The 15,002-nt window shown below is 69.9% G+C and carries 19 protein-coding genes and 1 tRNA gene; 9 read left to right on the forward strand and 11 right to left on the reverse strand.

Going from position 1 to position 15,002, the window contains the following annotated elements; all coding sequences use genetic code 11:
- On the reverse strand, positions 1-359 hold a 359-nt coding region (locus tag ACO1X9_RS13710), incomplete at its 3' end, for an Hsp70 family protein (protein ID WP_486351403.1).
- A 323-nt stretch (positions 360-682) separates the two neighbouring features.
- Here ACO1X9_RS13710 and ACO1X9_RS13715 point away from each other — a divergent pair.
- Positions 683-2,059: an MFS transporter gene (locus ACO1X9_RS13715; protein WP_486351404.1), complete on the forward strand. Its 1,377-nt coding sequence runs from the start codon at positions 683-685 to the stop codon at positions 2,057-2,059.
- Here the strand turns inward: ACO1X9_RS13715 and ACO1X9_RS13720 are convergent.
- From ACO1X9_RS13720 to ACO1X9_RS13745, 6 genes are read right to left on the reverse strand one after another with little or no spacing between them, the layout of a single operon-like run.
- Positions 2,020-2,898, reverse strand: coding sequence for a prenyltransferase (locus tag ACO1X9_RS13720; protein ID WP_486351405.1), 879 nt, complete (start codon positions 2,896-2,898; stop codon positions 2,020-2,022). The genes ACO1X9_RS13715 and ACO1X9_RS13720 overlap by 40 nt on opposite strands.
- The gene (locus ACO1X9_RS13725) at positions 2,895-3,230 is read right to left on the reverse strand and encodes a lycopene cyclase domain-containing protein (RefSeq protein ID WP_486351406.1); all 336 of its coding nucleotides are present in this window, start codon (positions 3,228-3,230) and stop codon (positions 2,895-2,897) included. The genes ACO1X9_RS13720 and ACO1X9_RS13725 overlap by 4 nt, the downstream gene beginning before the upstream one ends.
- Positions 3,227-3,583, reverse strand: coding sequence for a lycopene cyclase domain-containing protein (locus ACO1X9_RS13730; protein ID WP_486351407.1), 357 nt, complete (start codon positions 3,581-3,583; stop codon positions 3,227-3,229). The genes ACO1X9_RS13725 and ACO1X9_RS13730 overlap by 4 nt, the downstream gene beginning before the upstream one ends.
- Positions 3,580-5,157, reverse strand: coding sequence for a phytoene desaturase family protein (gene crtI / locus ACO1X9_RS13735; RefSeq protein ID WP_486351408.1), 1,578 nt, complete (start codon positions 5,155-5,157; stop codon positions 3,580-3,582). The genes ACO1X9_RS13730 and crtI overlap by 4 nt, the downstream gene beginning before the upstream one ends.
- On the reverse strand, positions 5,154-6,047 hold the full coding sequence (locus ACO1X9_RS13740) for a phytoene/squalene synthase family protein (protein WP_486351409.1): 894 nt from the start codon (positions 6,045-6,047) through the stop codon (positions 5,154-5,156). Before ACO1X9_RS13740 ends, crtI begins: the two co-directional genes overlap by 4 nt.
- Complete coding sequence (locus ACO1X9_RS13745; RefSeq protein WP_486351410.1) at positions 6,044-7,108, reverse strand: polyprenyl synthetase family protein; 1,065 nt, start codon at positions 7,106-7,108, stop codon at positions 6,044-6,046. Before ACO1X9_RS13745 ends, ACO1X9_RS13740 begins: the two co-directional genes overlap by 4 nt.
- Positions 7,109-7,128: 20 nt before the next feature.
- On the opposite strand from ACO1X9_RS13745, the gene idi reads away from it, so the two are divergent.
- Complete coding sequence (gene idi / locus ACO1X9_RS13750) at positions 7,129-7,677, forward strand: isopentenyl-diphosphate Delta-isomerase (protein WP_486351411.1); 549 nt, start codon at positions 7,129-7,131, stop codon at positions 7,675-7,677.
- Positions 7,678-7,750: 73 nt separating this feature from the next.
- Here the strand turns inward: idi and dcd are convergent, their stop codons facing one another.
- Positions 7,751-8,356 carry a dCTP deaminase gene (gene dcd / locus ACO1X9_RS13755; RefSeq protein WP_486351412.1) on the reverse strand — a complete coding sequence of 202 codons (606 nt, stop codon included), beginning with the start codon at positions 8,354-8,356 and terminating at the stop codon, positions 7,751-7,753.
- Between the two features lie 69 nt (positions 8,357-8,425).
- Between dcd and ACO1X9_RS13760 the strand changes: the two genes are divergently transcribed.
- Positions 8,426-8,496, forward strand: a tRNA-Gly gene (locus tag ACO1X9_RS13760).
- A gap of 132 nt (positions 8,497-8,628) precedes the next feature.
- Positions 8,629-8,799: a CsbD family protein gene (locus tag ACO1X9_RS13765; RefSeq protein WP_486351413.1), complete on the forward strand. Its 171-nt coding sequence runs from the start codon at positions 8,629-8,631 to the stop codon at positions 8,797-8,799.
- Between the two features lie 64 nt (positions 8,800-8,863).
- Here ACO1X9_RS13765 and ACO1X9_RS13770 read toward each other — a convergent pair whose 3' ends face one another.
- Complete coding sequence (locus ACO1X9_RS13770) at positions 8,864-10,246, reverse strand: Ig-like domain-containing protein (protein WP_486351414.1); 1,383 nt, start codon at positions 10,244-10,246, stop codon at positions 8,864-8,866.
- Between the two features lie 97 nt (positions 10,247-10,343).
- The gene (locus ACO1X9_RS13775) at positions 10,344-10,958 is read right to left on the reverse strand and encodes a phosphoribosylanthranilate isomerase (protein WP_486351415.1); all 615 of its coding nucleotides are present in this window, start codon (positions 10,956-10,958) and stop codon (positions 10,344-10,346) included.
- 49 nt (positions 10,959-11,007) lie between these two features.
- On the opposite strand from ACO1X9_RS13775, the gene ACO1X9_RS13780 reads away from it, so the two are divergent.
- The 5 genes from ACO1X9_RS13780 (at position 11,008) to ACO1X9_RS13800 (ending at position 13,566) form a co-directional block, all read left to right on the forward strand.
- Positions 11,008-11,661 (forward strand): hypothetical protein, encoded by a 654-nt coding sequence (locus ACO1X9_RS13780; protein WP_486351416.1) that lies wholly within the window; start codon positions 11,008-11,010, stop codon positions 11,659-11,661.
- A 27-nt stretch (positions 11,662-11,688) separates the two neighbouring features.
- Positions 11,689-11,991 carry a DUF2470 domain-containing protein gene (locus ACO1X9_RS13785; protein WP_486351417.1) on the forward strand — a complete coding sequence of 101 codons (303 nt, stop codon included), beginning with the start codon at positions 11,689-11,691 and terminating at the stop codon, positions 11,989-11,991.
- Positions 11,992-11,997: 6 nt separating this feature from the next.
- Positions 11,998-12,354: a hypothetical protein gene (locus tag ACO1X9_RS13790; RefSeq protein ID WP_486351418.1), complete on the forward strand. Its 357-nt coding sequence runs from the start codon at positions 11,998-12,000 to the stop codon at positions 12,352-12,354.
- Positions 12,351-12,851, forward strand: coding sequence for a hypothetical protein (locus ACO1X9_RS13795; protein WP_486351419.1), 501 nt, complete (start codon positions 12,351-12,353; stop codon positions 12,849-12,851). Before ACO1X9_RS13790 ends, ACO1X9_RS13795 begins: the two co-directional genes overlap by 4 nt.
- A gap of 67 nt (positions 12,852-12,918) precedes the next feature.
- Positions 12,919-13,566, forward strand: coding sequence for a biliverdin-producing heme oxygenase (locus tag ACO1X9_RS13800; protein WP_486351420.1), 648 nt, complete (start codon positions 12,919-12,921; stop codon positions 13,564-13,566).
- A gap of 116 nt (positions 13,567-13,682) precedes the next feature.
- Here the strand turns inward: ACO1X9_RS13800 and ACO1X9_RS13805 are convergent, their stop codons facing one another.
- Complete coding sequence (locus ACO1X9_RS13805; RefSeq protein WP_486351421.1) at positions 13,683-14,978, reverse strand: ATP-dependent DNA helicase; 1,296 nt, start codon at positions 14,976-14,978, stop codon at positions 13,683-13,685.
- Between the last annotated feature and the right edge of the window lie 24 nt (positions 14,979-15,002).

A 15,002-nucleotide genomic window follows, 5' to 3' on the forward strand; every position in this document is an offset into this window, starting at 1 on the left:
GCCGGCACGGTGATGACCGCGTCGGTCACGTCCTCGCCGAGGTACTGCTCCGCGTCGCGCTTGAGCTTCGCGAGGATGCGCGCCGAGATCTCCTGCGGCGTGTACTTCTTGCTGTCGACATCCGTCTTCCAGTCGGTGCCCATGTGGCGCTTGACCGAGGCGATGGTGCGGTCGACGTTGGTGACGGCCTGGCGCTTCGCGGTCTCGCCGACGAGCACCTCGCTGTCCTTCGTGAAGGCCACGACCGAGGGGGTCGTGCGGAAGCCTTCGGCGTTCGCGATGACGGTGGGCTCGCCACCTTCGAGCACGGCGACCACCGAGTTGGTGGTTCCGAGGTCGATTCCTACTGCGCGTGCCATGTGCGTGTGTGCTCCTTGTTGAACTGTGGTGCTGAGGTCGTGGGACGCGACCCTGAGCCGCGTCGTATCAAGTTTGCGCCTGTGGATAACTCCTGTCAAGTCCAACTTGAGCCGACCGGACTCAATTCCCAGGTAGCAGCCCCTTTCTGTTTTCAGGAGGATGTGATGACAGAGTCGACTCGAGTCGGATCGGGAGCCTCAGGACCAGACATCCGCCACACATCGTCCTGAAAACGGAAAGCGACCCTCCGCTGGAGTAGGTTTCCAGCAGCCCGGATCAGCGTCGATACCGGGTGTTCACCTCACGGAAGCAGCATGTCGACATGACCGACCCCCGTCCCGACCTCCCGTCTCCCGGCTCCGGCGGGGAGGGTTCCGAACTCACCGGCCTGCAGACGCAGCCCGTGCCGCGCAAGCGCGTCATCGCCTGGGCGTTCTGGGACTGGGCGGCGCAGCCGTACAACACCGTGCTGCTGAGCTTCGTATGGGCGCCGCTCTACCTCCAAGACGCCGAGATCTTCGGGCGACCCGGGCAGACCGACGACGACCTGTCGGGTCAAATGGGTCTCATCATCGGCATCGGGGCGCTGATCATCGCGCTCGTCGCGCCCGTGCTCGGACAGCGCAACGACACCGCCGGCAACCGGAAGAAGTGGCTCGGCATCTGGACGGGGCTGCTCATCGTCGCGACCGGGGCGCTGTTCTTCGTGCAGCCGGAGCCCGGCTACTTCCTGTTCGGCGCCATCCTCATCGCGTTCGCGAGCGTCATCAGCGAGATCGCCGCGGTCAACTACTACGCGATGCTCACGCAGGTCGCCACGAAGCAGACCGTCGGACGCGTGAGCGGGCTCGGCTGGGGCTTCGGCTACCTCGGCGGGATCATCATGCTGACCCTCGTGATCGCGTGGCAGCTGTCCGGATGGAGCGGACTCGACCAGTCGACCGGCCTGCGCCTGGTGGCGGTCGGCTGCGCGGTCTGGACCCTGATCTTCTGCATCCCGCTGTTCCTCGCCGTGCCGGAGGCCGCTCCCGCCCCCGGCCGCGAGCGCGTGGGCTTCCTGCGCTCCTATGTCGTGCTGTTCCAAGACATCCGCGAGCTCTGGCGCAACGCGCGGGGGATCTTCTGGTTCCTCCTGGCGAGCGCCGTGTACCGTGACGGACTCGCGGGGGTGTTCACCTTCGCGGGTTCGATCGCCGCGATCACGTTCGGGTTCGACTTCTTCGGCGTCGTCATCTTCGGTGTCGTCGCCAACATCGTCGCGGGGATCAGCACGATCATCTCCGGACGCTTCGACGACGCCTTCGGGCCGAAACGCGTGATCGTGGTAGCCCTCACCGGTCTCGTCGTCGTCGGCGTGCTCGTCTTCCTGCTCCGCGACCTCGGCCAGGGCGTGTTCTGGGTGGGCGGACTGCTGCTCGCCTCGTTCGTGGGGCCGGCGCAGACCGCGAGCCGCTCCCTCCTGACCCGCATCGCCCCCGTCGGTCGAGAGGGGGAGCTCTTCGGCCTCTACGCGACGACCGGACGCGCCTCGAGCTTCTTCTCGCCGCTGCTCTGGGGTGCGCTCATCGCCCTCTCGGGTGGCGTGCAGGCCTGGGGCATCCTGGGCATCCTGCTCATCCTCGCCGTCGGCCTGGTGCTCTTCCTCTTCGTCAAGCTGCCTCAGCAGGCGCAGGGGGCGGCGGGCTCCAGGAGGACGTAGGCGATCAGCAGCATCGTGACGGCGAAGCCGGTCGCGAAGTTGAGCCAGAGGAAGCGGCGCCACCCGCGGTTCGCGGTGGGCGCCGTTTCGTCGGTCACCCGCCACCACGGCAGCGCGTTGAGAACGTAGGGCAGGGCGAGCACGGCGGCGAGCGGCCCCGGCCACTCCGTCGCGAGCAGCAGGATGCCGGCCAACAGGTAGAGCGTCACCGCGAGCCGCACGGTGCGGCGGGCGCCGATGACGGTCGCGATCGACGCGATACCGCCCTCGCGATCGGCCACGACATCCTGTACCGCGCCGAAGGCGTGCGACGCGCAGCCCCAGAGGAAGAACGCCGCGAGAAGCGCGTACAGCGGCGGGGTGAACTCGGCGCCGGCGAGCAGCAGCCCGTAGACCGCCGGCGACACGAAGTGCGTCGCGGAGGTGAGCGAGTCGAGCACCGGGCGCTCCTTGAAGCGCAGTCCGCCCGCCGAGTACGCGACGACCGCGAAGAGGCTCACGGCGAGGGCGATCCAGCTCGCGAGATCGCCGACGACGACGAGGTACACCACGAACGGCAAGGCCAGGATGCCGGACAGCCAGAGCACGAGGCGGTGCCACCGCGGATCGAGCAGCGCGCCCTCGACCCCGCCCTTGCGCGGGTTGCGGAGGTCGGACTGGTAGTCGAAGACGTCGTTGATGCCGTACATCGCGAAGTTGTAGGGCACGAGGAAGAACAGCGTCCCGACCACGAAGGTCGCGTCGACCTCGCGCGCCGTGAGCAGGTAGGCGGCCGCGAACGGGAACGCCGTGTTCACCCAGCTCAGCGGGCGGGAGGTGAGGAAGAGGGCGCGGATCATGCGTCACCGCGTCTCGACACGCGCTCCGCGCTACTCGACGACCGAGGTGCGAGCAGCGACCAGAGAGACGGCAGCAGCACGAGCGCGGCGATCGCGTAGGCGAAGTCTTCGAGCGGGGCGACGCCGACCTTCGCACCCGAGATCAGGGCGGGGTCGTAACCGACGATGCCGGTGCCGACGAGCACGTTGTCGAACACCGCCGTGAGCAGCAGCACGACGATCGCGGCGAGGCCGATGCCGCGCCAGCTCGGCGAGCGGCGGGCGGCGACGGCCACGATGGCCACCAGGGCGACGAACGCCAGGAAGAACGCGTTCAAGGTCCAGTACGTCACGAGTCGGCGCTCTCGGTTTCGATACGCGTGCGCCGGAGGCGCGCGCTTCTCAACCCGCGGGAGAGGAAGCCGTAACTGTTCATGACGGTGTAGCAGAGCAGGATCAGGAAGAAGAGCTCCTCGAGGGGCAGCTCGGGCGCGAGCAGCACACCCGTGAGCAGGCCGGGGTTGCCGCGGAAGAAGATGCCCAGCGTGATGCCCGCGACGTCCCACGCGAGGAAGAACGCCAACCCCGCCACGAGCACGATCGCCGCCCGCAGCGGCGCGGCAGCGAAGAACAGCTTGAACCGCAGGTCGAGCACGACCATGCCGCTGATCGACACGAGCAGCGCCGCGAGGTAGATCAGGCTCATCCGAGCGCTCGGCCGGCGAGGGTCGTCGTCACGGTGTGGAGCGGCTCGGGCAGCGGGCCCGCCGTCGTGTCGCCCCGCAGTCGCTTGACGAGCACCTCGGCCGAGATGAGGCACATGGGCAACCCGATGCCCGGGATCGTCGACGAACCGACGTAGTAGAGGTCGCGCACCTTCTTCGACACGTTGCCCGGGCGGAAGAACGCGCTCTGCTTGAGGATGTGCGCCGGCCCGAGCGCGGTGCCGTTCCAGGCGTTGAGGTCGCTCGCGAAGTCCGCGGGTCCGACCGTGCGGCGCAGCACGACGCGCGTCGCGAGATCCGGGATGCCGGCCCACTCCGACATCGTGGCGATCACCTGGTCGGCGAGCGCCTCCATCCGCTCATCGCCCGCGCCGTCGATGCCGCCCTTGCCGAGCCCCGGGTCGGCGGGCAGCGGCACGAGCACGAAGACGTTCTCGGTGCCTTCGGGCGCGACCGTCGGGTCGATGCCGCTCGGCTTGCACACGTAGAACGAGGGGACGTCGGGGATGCGCGACTCACGCCCGAAGATCGCCTCGAAGTTCTCGGCCCAGGCCCGCGCGAAGAACAGCGTGTGGTGCTCGAGCTGCGGCAGCTCGCCCTGCACGCCGAGCATCACGAGCAGCGCGCTCGGCCCGGCGACCGCCTTCTGCCAGTACGGCTCCGGGTACGAACGGTGGACGGCATCCTCGAGCAGCACCGTCTCGGTGTGGTGGAGGTCGGCCGCGGAGACGACGAGGTCGGCCTCGATCACCTCACCCGAGGCGAGCTCGACGCCGGTCGCGCGACCGTCGGTCACGACGATGCGTCGCACCTCGGCGCCCGTGCGCAACTCGGCGCCGGCCTGCGTCGCGAGCCCCTCGATGCTCCGGATGATGCGCGTGAACCCACCCGCCGGATAGAGCACGCCGTCGACGAGGTCGAGATGGCTCATGAGCGAGTACATGCTCGGCGCGAGCGCGGGCGCCGAGCCGAGGAACACCGCCGGGTAGCCGAGCACCTGCCGCAGCCGGATGTCGCGCACGGTGCGGTTCACGAGCTTGTCGAGCGGCTCGAGCAGCAGCCGGCCCAGCCGGCCGCCCTGCTTGAGCACCTCGCCGCGGAACACGGGGCCGAGCTTGGCGAACGTCGAGTAGAGGAAGCGCTCCTTCGCGAGTTCGTAGATCTCGTGGGCGCGCTCGAGGTAGCGCACGAGCCGCCGCGCCGAGCCCGGTTCGACGCGCTCGAAGGTGTCGAGCGTCTCGGCGATGTCGGCCGCGACGTCGAGCGGCTCGTCCTCTCCTTCCGCGTAGACCCGGTAGCCGGGGTCGAGTTGCACGAGGTCGAGCTCGGCCTCCGCGGTCGTGCCGAGCAGCCGGTAGAAGTGGTCGAACACCTCCGGCATGAGGTACCACGACGGTCCGGTGTCGAACCGGAATCCGTCGCGCTCCCACGATCCGGCCCGACCGCCGAGCTCGGCGTTGCGCTCGACGAGCACCACCTCGTGCCCCTCGCGGGCGAGGAGCGCGGCGGACGCCAGCCCGCCGATCCCGCCGCCGATGATGACGATGCGGCTCACGCCCGGCCCCCCGTCGTGGCGGCGGCGAGCGCGATCCGCAGCTTCACCGGGTCGGGCACGCGCACGCGCACGCGCGTGAGCTCGGATGCCGGGGTGCGACGGAGGCGACGCGACAGTTCCGCGAACAGCCGCTGGGCGAGCGCGACCGCGCGGCGCGAACTCGCCGGCAACAGCGGGAGGGTCGCGGCGGCGGCCGCGAGGTCGGCGTCGATGTCGTCGAGCACGGCGGTCTTCTGCTCCTCGGTCAGGCCGGACACGTCGATGCCCGGGAAGTAGCTGCGGCCGAGCTTCTCGGAGTCGGCCGCGAGGTCGCGCAGGAAGTTCACCTTCTGGAACGCGGCCCCGAGCGCGCGGGCACCGGTCTCGAGCGTGGCGAGCTCCTCCGCCGAGCGGGCGGGGGCGTCGCGCAGGAACACGCGGAGGCACATGAGCCCGACGACCTCCGCCGACCCGTAGACGTAGGTCGCGAAGCTCTCGGCGTCGTGCACCGTCTCGTGGAGGTCGGCGCGCATCGAGGCGAAGAACGGCGCCGTGAGCTCCGCGCCGAACCCCGCCGATCGGGCCGTGTGGGCGAACGCGTGCACGACGAGGTCAGCGCTGTAACCCTCCTCGAGGGCGCGCTCCGTCTCGTCTTCGTACGCGTTGAGCAACCGTCCCGCGGCGAGGCGGTCGAGCCCGGCTTCCTCGGCACCGCCGTCGACGATCTCGTCGGCGACGCGCACAAGCGCGTAGATGTTCTCGACGTCCTGACGCACGCCGACGCCGAGCAGGCGCGACGCCATCCCGAACGACGTCGAGTAGCGGCGGATGACGAGGCTCGCGGTCTGCTGCGCCACATCGTCGTAGAGCGAGAGGCGGGGGCCGCCATCCCCGCCCCGGTCCTTGCTCACCTGACCCGCCCGAGCACCGCGTCGGCGACGGGGTGCAGCTCGGCCCGCAACGACGCGGGGATGTGCGGCTCGACCAGACGGGCGAGGGCGCGGTTGGCGTAGTAGCGGGCGAGACCTTCGGCGAAGCCGCGCGCGCCGGACTGCACGAGGTGGGCCCGCAGGCGCGCGGCTCCCTCGTCGTCGAGGGCCGCATCCCCGAACAGGGGCGCGAGTTCCTCCCAGCCGGCGGCCGACGACGCGTACGCGATGAGCACCGTGCGCTTTCCTTCGCGCAGGTCGCCGATCGTCGTCTTGCCGGTCTCCTCCGACGCGCCGAACACGCCGAGCACGTCGTCGACGAGCTGGTAGGCGATGCCGATCTCGCGTCCGAATTCGCCGAGGGTCGCGACGGTCTCCTCGCTCGCACCCGCGAGGATCGCACCCGCCTGCAGCGGACCCTCGAACGAGTAGACGGCCGTCTTCAGCCGTTCCATGGCGAGGATGTCGTCGACGTGCGGAGCGTGCGGGTGGAGCGTGAAGTCGATGTCGATGAGCTCGCCCGCCGCGCTCGCGAACAACGCCTCGTCCATGACCTCGAGCAGACGGCCTCGGGTGAGGTCGTCGACTCCGCTCTTATCGATCAGTCGGTAGGCGTTGAAGAGGGCGAGGTCGCCCGCGATGACGGCGGCGCTGATCCCATGGTGCTCGGCGGCGTCGTCGTCGACGCCCGCGGCGAGCGCGCGATTGCGAAACACCCCCGAGACGTTCGGGATGCCGCGACGCACGAAGTCGCGGTCGATGACGTCGTCGTGCACGCACAACGACGTGTGGAGGAGTTCGAACGCCGCTCCGACGTGGGCCGCGGCGACTCGGTCGGTGCCGCCGAGCGCCTCGTAGGCGGCGAACACCATGCGCGGACGGAACCGCTTACCGCCGGTCGTCGCGGCTTCGATCGAGTCCCAGAGGGAGAGGTACGCATCCCCCAGAGGCTCCGCGCGCTTGCGGGCTAGGCTGAACAGACGCGCCAGAACGGCGTCGACGTGCGACTGCCGCTCCGCTGCCGTCGCGACACCCGCATCCATTCAGGCAGACTATCTCGCTCATGTCGCAGCCCTCAGGTCTTTCGGTCCCCGAGCAGGTCGTGCTGCTCGCCGAGAACGGCGACCCGATCGGCACCGCCGACAAGGCCACCGTCCACGACGAGGACACCCGGCTGCACCTCGCCTTCTCATGCCACGTCTTCGACGCCCGGGGTCGGATGCTCGTGACGCGCCGCGCGATCTCGAAGCTCACGTTCCCCGGGGTGTGGACGAACGCGTTCTGCGGCCACCCCGCCCCCGGCGAAGACCTCGAGGATGCCGTCCGTCGACGCGGCCTGCGCGAACTCGCCCTCCCCATCGGCGAGCTCGACGTCGTGCTGCCCGACTTCCGCTACCGCGCGGTCGATTCGTCGGGCATCGTCGAGAACGAGATCTGCCCCGTGTATCGCACGCTCGCGCGGGACGACCCGATGCCGAAGCCCGACGAGGTCGACGACTGGGCCTGGGTCGCCCCGAAGGATCTGCTCACCGCCGTCGCCGCGACGCCCTTCGCGTTCAGCCCGTGGCTCGTGCTGCAGCTCAAGCAGTGGAAGCCGACCCCACCCCGCTAGTCCCCTCGCGGGTTGAGGAGCGCCCGCGCTCAGCGCGGACGCGTCTCGAAACCCCAACGCCGTCTCGAAACCCCTAGCTCCCCGCCGCCCCCGCGTCGGTGACGGTCGTGTCGGTGCGGTGGAAGTTCTGGAACGATCGGGATGCCGTCGGCCCGCGCTGCCCCTGGTAGCGGTTGCCGTACGGTCCCGACCCGTAGGGGTTCTCCACGGGCGACGACGTGCGGATGAAGCACAGCTGCCCGATCTTCATCCCGGGCCAGAGCTTGATCGGAAGCGTCGCGACGTTGCTCAGCTCGAGCGTGACGTGACCCGAGAATCCGGGGTCGACGAAGCCCGCGGTCGAGTGGGTGAGCAGCCCGAGCCGTCCGAGGGAGCTCTTGCCCTCGAGTCGCGCGGCGACGTCGTCGGGCAGCGTGACGAGCTCGAACGTCGACCCGAGCACGAACTCGCCGGGGTGCAGGATGAACGGCTCGTCGGGCTTCGTCTCGATCAGCCGGGTCAGCTCGGGCTGGTCTTCCGCCGGATCGATGAACGGGTACTTGTGGTTGTCGAACAGCCGGAAGAAGCGATCGAGTCGCACGTCGATGCTCGACGGCTGGATCATGTCGCGGTCGAGGGGCTCGAGCCCGATCCGTCCTGCGTCGAGTTCCAGGCGGATGTCGCGGTCGCTCAGCAGCATGGTCTTCAGGGTAGCGGCCTCGGTTACACTGGCTCAGTCGGTGCCGGGGCTCCACCCCCGCACCGATACGCGGATGTAGTTCAATGGCAGAACTTCAGCTTCCCAAGCTGATAGCGCGGGTTCGATTCCCGTCATCCGCTCTCTGCGTCGGCGGCCTTCGACCCCCCTTCCACGTCTCTTCCGAGATGTCCACCCCCTCCTCATCCCTGCGCAGTCGGCGCACGCTGGAGCGGTATCGATCACCGAAGCGATCCGCAGAAGGAGTGAGACACATGGGACTCGACGACAAGGCCCGCAACACCGCGCAGGACATCGGCGGCAAGGCCAAGGAGGCCGCCGGTAAGGCGACCGACAACGAGCGGCTCGAGGCCGAAGGCCACGCCGATCAGGCCGCGGCCGACCTCAAGCAGACCGGCGAGAAGGTCAAGGACGCGTTCCGCTGATCCTTCGCCGGGCAGACGGCGGCCCCGCACTCTCGAATGAGGGTGCGGGGCCGCCGTCATTCGGTCAGCCGAGCGTGAAGGTCAGAGTCGTGGCGTTGCCGGCGACGTCGTAGACGACGATCGTGTTCTCGCCCTCGCGCCCGCCGAAGACACCCGGCGCGACGAAGTTGACGTCCGACCAGGTGTTGTCGGTGAGGTCCTTCTTCACGCCGTTGATCTCGACGTAGGCGATCTTGCGCGCATCGAACAGCTTGAAGCTCACGAGTTCGTAGCTCTCGCCGTCGGCGATCGTGTAGCGCTCACCCGTCTTGATCGTGACCGTCGGTGCCACCGTGTCGATCGTGAAGGTCGCCGTCGAGGTGCGGGAGATGTTGCCCGCGATGTCCTGCGCGTTGTACTTCACGGTGTACGCGCCGTCGGGCAGCGTGACGGTGGCGGTGTGGATGCCGGACGTCGCGCCGTCGAGGCGGGTCTGGGTGGTCGTGACGAGCTTCCCGTCGCGGTAGATGTTCGCCACGATGCGCTGCAGCCCGCGGTCGTCGGTCGCGTCGACGCGCACGTCGAGCTGGCTCAGCACCGATCCGGCGGCCGGGGTGACGAGCGTCACCTCGGGGCGCGTCGTGTCGGGAAGCTGCTCGAGCGTCACGGTGAACGTCGGGTTCCAGAAGTAGTCGGCCGCCTGGGTCGACGAGAACCACCATCCGCCGTCGCGAGCGGTCACCGGGATCTCCGAGCCGCCCGCGTTGTTCCCGGCGACGACGCTCACCACGCCGTAGCCCGTCGGCGGCGTCACGCGCACCCCGAGGTCGCCCGGCAGGTGGTAGGTGGAGATGGCCTCGTAGCTGCCCGCCTGGAACCAGTACTCCTCGCCGGCGTACCAGGTGCCCGCCGAGGCGAACTCGACTCCGGCGCCCGAGACGGCCGTGCCGTCGGCGAGTTGGATGTCGGCCGCCACCCGCAGGGCCGTCATCCCGACGAGACGGTACTCGCCGTCGGTATCGACGTCGACGTCGAGCACCCCGGCGACGCCGTTGTAGGAGCCTCCGGGGAGGCGCTCGATGTCGGCGGCCGACGAGGCGCCCGTCGCGTCGAAGAACGCGACCGACACGTAGCTGTTCGGGTCGGGCAGATAGATACGTGCGGCGCCGACGGGGACGTTCTCGAAGACGAAGTCGCCCTCGGCGTTCGCGCTCTCGTAGTGCCGGTCGCCGTTGACGTCGATGAGGTTGAGCGCGAGCTCGGTGCGCTTGCGCTCCGGGTACATGCCGTTGGGCGACGTCGTGGACGGGTCGAAGAGCCCGTCGGGGTAGCGGTCCTCGAAGAAGGTGACCGTCACCGTGCCGGTCGTGGCGGCGACGTCCGTGGCGGCGACGAAGGCGGGCAGCGGCGCGGCGAGGAACGCGGCGGCGCCGACCGCCGCGAGTCCGAGGGTGGGCAGAGGGGTCATGGGGGTCTCCAGATTCCGTGTCATTCCGTCGAGGGGCGGGCCCTCGTCTCGACGGTAAGCACCCCCGGACGGGGGGCGCACGGAATGCGAGCAGAGTTCACCGAGTGGTCGGTGGGTGTTCCGTTTCCCGCACCGCGGCGACGAACGCCTGGATGAGAGCGGGGTCCTTCACGCCGCGTGCCGACTCCACACCGCTCGACACGTCGACGCCCCACGGCTGCGCGGTCGAGATCGCCTCGGCCACGTTCGACGGGTTCAATCCACCGGCGAGCATCCATCGACCTGCGGCCTCGACCCCGCTCGCATCCCACCGGTGACCCGACCCCGCAACGGGCGAGTCGAGCAGCAGCACCTCTTCGCCCCACGCTCCGACGGACAGCGGGGTGCCGTCGACGACGGAGGCGGCGCGCCAGACCCGTACGCCCGCTGACCGCACGGCGGCCACATCCTCCTCCCCGTACCGCCCGTGGAGCTGCAGGATGTCGACGCCGATCCGGGCCGCGAGGGCGACGGCCTCCGCCGGGGTCGCGTGGCTGACGACGAGAACCGTCTCGGCGTCACCGCCGACGGAGGCGACGAGGCCGGCCGCCACCTCCGGGTCGATGTCGCGCGGGCTGCCGGGGCTGACGACGAAGCCGACGGCGTCGGCACCCGCCTCGAGCGCTGCGGCGAGCGCCTCGGGGTCGCGGAGCCCGCAGATCTTCACGTACATCGGTTCGAGCGTACGGCGGACGGTGAGGGTCGGCGCGCAGACTGGAGGGATGGCCCGCCGTGAGAACCGCTTCGTGAAGTACTGGCTCGCCCCGCTCGTCCTCGTCGCAGCGATCGCCGCGATCACGATCGCGACCGTGTCGGTGCAGAACTCCTGGTGGGTCGACCGTGACCGGCCGCCCTCGGCCGATCAGCGCGCGGAGGACGGGTCGACGATCTTCACCGGCGCGGGCCGCGACTACGCGATCGCCAGCGGCTTCCTCGTGATCCGAGTCGGCGACGGTGCGCTCGAGGCCGAGGCACTCGGGCTCGACGCCGACGGCGAGACCACGGTGGACGCCGACGTTCCGCTGCAGGTGCGCGTGCTCGCGCCGGACGGGGTCCTCGTGCTCGAGCAGTTGGACTCCGTGCACATCACGACGGAGGACGGAGCCATCTCGCGGCTCGAGCTGGTGCCCTGGGGTGCCGTCAGCTATCGCGAGTTCGTCGCGACGCTCGAGAGCCGTGCAGAGAATGTCGGCTGGACTCCCGACGACTTCGACGCGCTGTCCGACGACCTCACGGCAGCGCAGCGAGCACGCACGGGCGACACGTACTCCGCGACGCTGTCGAGCGGCACGGCGATCGGGGCGGCGGTCTCGGCGCGGGTGACGGTCGACACCGCCGCGCAGTACGTCGCGTTCGTCATCACCGTCGAGCCCTGAGCCCGGCGCGACGGGTACCGTGATCGCATGGCAGTCTTCTCGCCCGAGGTCGTGGCCGCGGTGCTCCACCACATGAACGACGACCACATCGAAGACAACGTGCTCATCGTGTCGGCCTTCTCCGGGCGCGACGTGCGCGACGCGACGATGCACGACCTCGACGAGCACGGCGGCACGTGGCACTACGTGTTCGAGGGTGAGCAGCACGAGCTGCACATCCCGTGGCCGTCGGGGCAGCTCAGCGAGCGTCCCGAGATCCGCCGCGACATCGTCACCCTCTACGACGCCGCGTGCGGCAAGCTCGGCGTCGAACCCCGCCCGCACGAGTGACCTGAGTTGCGCGCCCTCCTCCGCTCCCCGAACCGGTCCGCCGCACTCGCGCTCGGTGTCGCGTTCGCGGGCTACGGCGCACTGTCGATCGCCACATCGCGGGTGTCGCTCGGCATCCTCTTCGCCGGTGCCGCCGTCCTCCTCGTGATCGGGGCGGTGCTCGGCATCGCCTCCGCCCGCCGGGTCAACCTCGGGGCAGGCGTCGTCTGGATGGTGCTCGGCTACGCGGGGCTCTTCCTCGTCGGCTCCGAGGCGAACGTGCTCTCGCTCATTCCGTTCGACGAGGTCGTGTTCTTCTCCGCCGCGACCGTGCACCTCGCGGTCGCGTTGGGCGCACGCCGCGACGTCGTCGCCCTCGAATGACACTGGATGCCGCCCCGGTGCGGTGGACGGCCGTCGCCCGCAGCACCCTCGGCTTCGCCGCGCTCGGGGCGGGGCTCATCCACGTCGCCCTCGCGATCGGCGCGGCGTCGTGGCTGGCCGCCGCTGTCGTGAGCATCGGGGCCGTGGAATTCCTCTGGGGAGTGCTCGCGGTCTCCCGCCCCGGGGTGCCGCTGCCACGCGCGGCGATCGTCGGCGCACTCGTGCCGCCGACGGCGTGGGTCGTGCTGCTCATGGCCGCCCTCCCGGAAGGCCCGCGTCCTCTGCCGATGCTCGCCGCGACCTTGCTCGACCTCGCCGTCGCGATCGGGCTCGCGGCCGGCCTGCGCCGGGCACCGCGAGCCGAGTCGAGGCGTCCGCTCGTGGGCATCACGGTGGCGGGCCTCGTCGTCGCGGCGATCACCGTGCCGGCGCTCATCGCGACCGAGGCGCCGCAGCGGTGGGCGGAACTCCCCGCCCACGAGCAGCCCACTCACTAGGAGGCTCGCGCTAGGAGGCGTCGACCCGGTATGAGACACTTAGGTCGCCCTTACCTCAGGAGTTCCCGTGACCGTCATCCCCTTTTCGCAGGCCCTTCGCGAGCGCACCTGGACCGGCCACGGCGAGAGCGAAGGCGCCGGGTTCATGCACGACCTGATGACCGGCAAGGGCACGCGCGACGACTACGTGGCTCTCGTCGCCCAGCACTACTTCGTCTACGAGGCCCTCGAGGCGGCCGCCGCACGGTTCGCCACGGATGCCGAGGCGCAGCCGTTCCTCAGCGAACAGCTCACGCGGATGCCGGCGCTCGAGGCCGACCTCGAGTACCTGCTCGGTGCCGACTGGAGGCAGCAGATCAGCCCGCTGCCGACGACCGACCGCTACGTCGCCCGCATCCGCGAGATCGAGGCGGAGGGCTGGGTCGGCGGTTTCGTCGCCCACCACTACACGCGCTACCTCGGCGACCTCTCGGGCGGGCAGGCGATCGGGCGTCTCATGAAGCGCCACTTCGGGTTCGAGACCAACGGCATCCTGTTCTATCTCTTCGACCAGATCGCCGACCCGAAGGCCTTCAAGGAGACCTACCGCGAGCAGCTCGACGCTGCGGCGTGGGACGAGGCGGAGCGCGAGCGCGTCATCGACGAGGTGCTGTACGCCTACCGGCTCAACACCGAGCTCTTCGAAGACCTCACGCGCGCGAAGGCCGTCGCGTAGCCCCACCCGCCCCCGCGGGTTGAGTGCCCGGCGAAGCCGGGTGTATCGAAACCGCCGTTCGACGTGCCCGGTTTCGATACACCGCGCTGCGCGCGGCACTCAACCCGCGAGGGCGGCTACGCCTGGATGGCGGGGATCGCGGTGGCCCGCGACATGAAGCGGCGCACGTTGTCGTCGACGATGATGTCGCTCGGACGCAACGGTCGTGTGAGGTAGAGCCCCTCCAGCGCCGTGATGCGCGAGAGGGCGACGTAGGTCTGACCCGGCGCGAACGACCGCGGGCCGAGGTCGACGATCGCCTGGTCGTACGTCTTGCCCTGCGACTTGTGGATGGTGACCGCCCACGCGAGCCGCAACGGGAACTGCGTGAACTCGGCCACGACATCCTTCGTGAGGGTCTTCGTCAGCGGCGAGTAGTGGTACTTGTAGCGCTCCCAGACGGCGGGTTGGACCTCGACGTCCTCGCCGTCGAGCTCGACCGTGACGGTGCCCTGGCCGATCTTCACGACCTCGCCGATCGAGCCGTTCACCCAGCGCCGGTCGGCCCCGGTGTCGTTGCGCAGGAACATCACCTGGGCCCCGACCTTGAGCTCGAGCTTCTCGTCGGCGGGGAACGCGCGCGACCCGAACTCGCCGGTCACGTCCGCGACGGCGGAGAGCGCTCGGCCGGGCAGCATCCCGAGCCCCCGCGCGTTGATCGCCTGCACGGCGGCGTTCGTCGTGGCGAGCGTGATCGCGCCCTCGCTCGGCGCCGGCCGCGCGCCGACCTCGTTGAGCCGACCCGCCATCTCGGCCGTCACCACCCCGTGCCGCACGGCCGTGAGCAGCTGCTTGAACTCGAGCTCGTGCTGCCGGTGGATCGTCGTGAGCTCGTAGATGCGGAGGTCGGCCTCGTCCCACACCTTCGCATCGAAGAACCACATCGAGCGGTAGCGGTCGGCATAGTACGCGCGCTCGTCGCCGTCGCCGGGAACCGGAGCGAGTTGATACGGGTCGCCGAAGAGCACGATCTGCACCCCGCCGAACGCCTCGTGCGGACGCTGACGCGCCTGCCGCAGCGAGCGGTCCATGGCATCCATGAGGTCGGCGCTCACCATCGAGACCTCGTCGACGACGAGCGTGTCGATCGCGCTCAGCAGCTTGCGCAGCTCGGGCGGCTGGTCGAGCTCGTGGTCGGCGATGACACCGATCGGCAGCCGGAAGAGCGAGTGGATGGTCTGCCCGCCGACGTTGAGCGCCGCGACTCCGGTCGGCGCGCAGATCGCGAGCGTGTGGCTGGAGTGCCACGAGAGGTACTCGAGCAGCGTCGACTTTCCGGTGCCGGCGCGACCCGTGACGAAGATGTGCTCGCGCGTGGTCTCGATCGCCGCGACCACGGCCGCCTGTTCGGGCGACAGTTCGGGCAGACTCACCGGGCAACTCTAAGCGCTCCCCGG

Source organism: Pseudolysinimonas sp., from assembly GCF_057350545.1.

Bases quoted from the DNA above. Each gene is read 5' to 3' on its own strand.
- ACO1X9_RS13715 (WP_486351404.1), top strand. From the start codon at position 683: ATGACCGACCCCCGTCCCGACCTCCCGTCTCCCGGCTCCGGCGGGGAG.
- ACO1X9_RS13720 (WP_486351405.1), bottom strand. From the start codon at position 2,898: ATGATCCGCGCCCTCTTCCTCACCTCCCGCCCGCTGAGCTGGGTGAAC.
- ACO1X9_RS13730 (WP_486351407.1), bottom strand. From the start codon at position 3,583: ATGAGCCTGATCTACCTCGCGGCGCTGCTCGTGTCGATCAGCGGCATG.
- ACO1X9_RS13745 (WP_486351410.1), bottom strand. From the start codon at position 7,108: ATGGATGCGGGTGTCGCGACGGCAGCGGAGCGGCAGTCGCACGTCGAC.
- idi (WP_486351411.1), top strand. From the start codon at position 7,129: ATGTCGCAGCCCTCAGGTCTTTCGGTCCCCGAGCAGGTCGTGCTGCTC.
- dcd (WP_486351412.1), bottom strand. From the start codon at position 8,356: ATGCTGCTGAGCGACCGCGACATCCGCCTGGAACTCGACGCAGGACGG.
- ACO1X9_RS13765 (WP_486351413.1), top strand. From the start codon at position 8,629: ATGGGACTCGACGACAAGGCCCGCAACACCGCGCAGGACATCGGCGGC.
- ACO1X9_RS13770 (WP_486351414.1), bottom strand. From the start codon at position 10,246: ATGACCCCTCTGCCCACCCTCGGACTCGCGGCGGTCGGCGCCGCCGCG.
- ACO1X9_RS13775 (WP_486351415.1), bottom strand. From the start codon at position 10,958: ATGTACGTGAAGATCTGCGGGCTCCGCGACCCCGAGGCGCTCGCCGCA.
- ACO1X9_RS13780 (WP_486351416.1), top strand. From the start codon at position 11,008: ATGGCCCGCCGTGAGAACCGCTTCGTGAAGTACTGGCTCGCCCCGCTC.
- ACO1X9_RS13785 (WP_486351417.1), top strand. From the start codon at position 11,689: ATGGCAGTCTTCTCGCCCGAGGTCGTGGCCGCGGTGCTCCACCACATG.
- ACO1X9_RS13795 (WP_486351419.1), top strand. From the start codon at position 12,351: ATGACACTGGATGCCGCCCCGGTGCGGTGGACGGCCGTCGCCCGCAGC.